The sequence below is a fragment of the Streptococcus oralis genome (genome assembly GCF_001579025.1).
Lineage (GTDB): Bacteria > Bacillota > Bacilli > Lactobacillales > Streptococcaceae > Streptococcus > Streptococcus oralis_X.
On sequence record NZ_KQ970235.1, the window covers coordinates 599,960 to 602,860 of the forward strand.

Below are 2,901 nucleotides of genomic sequence, written 5' to 3' on the forward strand. Positions count from 1 at the left end.
ATTACAGACCCAATCGGTGCTAACTTGGTTAAAGATTTGAAAAAACCAGGTGGCAACATCACAGGGGTATCAGACCATAACCCTGCTGAACAACAAGTGGAATTGATTAAAACTTTGACACCAAATGTCAAAACAATCGGCGCTCTCTACTCAAGTAGCGAAGATAACTCAAAATCACAAGTTGAAGAATTCAAGGCTTATGCTGAAAAAGCAGGTTTGACAGTCGAAACATTTGCCGTTCCATCAACCAATGAAATTGCTTCAACAGTTAATGTCATGACAAGTAAGGTTGATGCGATTTGGGTTCCAATTGACAACACCATCGCATCCGCATTCTCAACAGTTGTTTCAAGCAACCAAACAGCTAAAAAGCCAATCTACCCAAGTGCCACTGCCATGGTAGAAGCAGGTGGATTAGCATCTGTAGTAGTTGACCAACACGATCTTGGAGTGGCTACTGGTAAGATGATTGCCAAAGTTTTGAAAGGTGAAAAACCAGCTGATACGCCAGTTAATGTCTTTTCAACTGGTAAGTCAGTGATTAACAAAAAACTAGCGCAGGAACTTGGTATCACCATTCCTGAGTCCGTTCTAAAAGAAGCAGGACAAGTGATTGAATAAAGATAAAGGAGGAGCTGGACACATCTCCTCCCATTTTTACTAAAGAAAGAGATGAGTGAAAGATTATGATAGTATCCATTATTTCTCAGGGGATGGTCTGGGCGATTTTAGGTTTGGGAATCTTTATGACTTTTCGAATTTTGAATTTCCCTGATATGACTACTGAAGGTTCTTTTCCTCTTGGGGGAGCAGTAACTGTAACCTTGATAACACAGGGAGTCAATCCATTCTTAGCGACCTTAGCTGCAGTAGGAGCGGGCTGTCTAGCTGGAATGGCGACAGGTCTCTTATATACCAAAGGAAAAATCCCAACCCTCTTATCAGGGATTTTAGTCATGACTTCCTGCCATTCCATCATGCTCATGATTATGGGACGTGCCAATCTGGGGCTTCTTGGAACTAAACAAATTCAGGATGTCTTGCCTTTTGATTCAGATCTTAACCAACTCCTGACTGGATTAATCTTTGTAGCTCTTATTATTGGCCTTATGCTCTTTTTCCTTGATACTAAACTAGGTCAAGCCTACATCGCTACAGGTGACAATCCCGATATGGCTCGTAGCTTTGGTATCAATACGGGACGAATGGAACTCATGGGCTTGGTTCTCTCAAATGGGATCATTGCGCTTGCAGGGGCTTTAATTGCTCAACAAGAAGGATATGCAGATGTTTCTCGAGGAATTGGAGTGATTGTCGTAGGGCTTGCTAGCTTGATTATTGGTGAGGTTTTGTTCAAGAGTTTGACCCTGGCAGAGCGACTCATGACCATCGTTGTAGGGTCTATTGCTTATCAGTTCCTCGTTTGGGGAGTGATTGCTCTTGGGTTTAATACAAGTTATCTTCGTTTGTACAGCGCCTTGATTTTGGCAGTTTGCCTTATGATTCCAACCTTCAAAAGCAAATACCTGAAAGGAGTCAAGTTTAGCAAATGACAGCAATTGTAGAATTAAAAAATGCCACCAAAGTCATCACGAATGGCTTTAATGAGGAAAAAATCATTCTGAATGATGTTTCTCTTGAAATTTTCGAACATGATTTCATTACCATCCTAGGGGGAAATGGAGCAGGGAAGTCAACGCTTTTTAACACTATTGCAGGTACCTTGCCTTTAACAAGTGGAAGTATCCGTATCATGGGGGAGGATGTGACGCATTTTTCACCTGAAAAGCGGGCTAAGTACTTGTCTCGTGTCTTTCAGGATCCTAAAATGGGTACGGCTCCTCGTATGACGGTGGCGGAAAATCTCTTGATTGCCAAGTTTCGTGGTGAGAAGAGAGGACTCCTTCCTAGAAGGCTATCAAGTCATCGGGGAGAGTTTCAGGCTACCATTGAAAAAGTGGGAAATGGTCTTGAAAAGCATCTAGATACTCCGATTGAGTTTCTTTCAGGTGGACAACGTCAGGCCTTGAGTCTCTTGATGGCAACCTTGAAGCGACCAGAGTTGCTCTTGTTGGATGAACACACAGCAGCTCTCGACCCAAAGACTAGTGTTGCCTTGATGGAGTTAACAGATGACTTTGTCAGCAAGGATCATCTAACAGCCTTGATGATTACCCACCATATGGAGGATGCACTGAAGTATGGAAATCGTCTGATAGTCATGAAGGAAGGCCGTATCATCCAAGACCTCAATAAAGAAGAAAAAGCTAAGATGAAAATTTCAGACTACTATCAATTATTTGAATAGATGAGTTAAATAATCATCAAAAAATAGTGAAAATTAACTTAGAAACATGGAAGTGTTTCTGAGTTTTTTATCTCCTCTTTCTATCTAGAAAAATAAGGCAAAGAGAATTACGGAAAGCGTATGAAATGGTTTACTTTTTTTCAGAAATAAGCTATACTAGTTTACGTGAAACTATGATAAGATGGAGGTATTGTGTATGGTTGACAAGCAAGTCATTGAAGAAATCAAAAACAATGCCAACATTGTGGAAGTCATAGGTGATGTGATTTCTTTACAAAAGGCTGGACGGAACTATTTAGGGCTCTGTCCTTTTCATGGTGAAAAGACCCCCTCTTTCAACGTTGTGGAAGACAAGCAGTTTTATCACTGTTTTGGCTGTGGTCGTTCAGGAGATGTCTTTAAGTTTATCGAAGAATACCAAGGCGTGTCCTTCATGGAAGCCGTTCAGCTCTTAGGAGAGCGCGTCGGTATTCAACTGGCTATGCCTGTCCAGTCTCGTCCTCAACAAGCTTCCCCCCATCAAGCTCTATATGATATGCATGAAGAAGCGGCCCGCTTTTACCATGCCATCCTCATGACGACCAAGATGGGAG

At 41.8% G+C, this 2,901-nt stretch carries 4 protein-coding genes; all 4 read left to right on the top strand.

What is annotated here, in order from left to right; all coding sequences use genetic code 11:
- On the top strand, positions 1-621 hold a 621-nt coding region (locus tag SORDD27_RS10155; protein ID WP_231069274.1), incomplete at its 5' end, for an ABC transporter substrate-binding protein.
- 65 nt (positions 622-686) lie between these two features.
- Positions 687-1,553, top strand: a complete 867-nt coding sequence (locus tag SORDD27_RS02825) for an ABC transporter permease (protein ID WP_061427195.1) — start codon at positions 687-689, stop codon at positions 1,551-1,553.
- Positions 1,550-2,308 (top strand): ABC transporter ATP-binding protein, encoded by a 759-nt coding sequence (locus SORDD27_RS02830; protein WP_061427196.1) that lies wholly within the window; start codon positions 1,550-1,552, stop codon positions 2,306-2,308. Before SORDD27_RS02825 ends, SORDD27_RS02830 begins: the two co-directional genes overlap by 4 nt.
- Positions 2,309-2,504: 196 nt before the next feature.
- Positions 2,505-2,901 (top strand): CHC2 zinc finger domain-containing protein (locus tag SORDD27_RS02835; protein WP_231069275.1); only part of this gene is annotated, 397 nt, incomplete at its 3' end.

What these genes read in the sequence shown, in the direction of transcription:
- SORDD27_RS02830 (WP_061427196.1), top strand. Translation starts at nt 1,550, where the DNA reads ATGACAGCAATTGTAGAATTAAAAAATGCCACCAAAGTCATCACGAAT.
- SORDD27_RS02825 (WP_061427195.1), top strand. Translation starts at nt 687, where the DNA reads ATGATAGTATCCATTATTTCTCAGGGGATGGTCTGGGCGATTTTAGGT.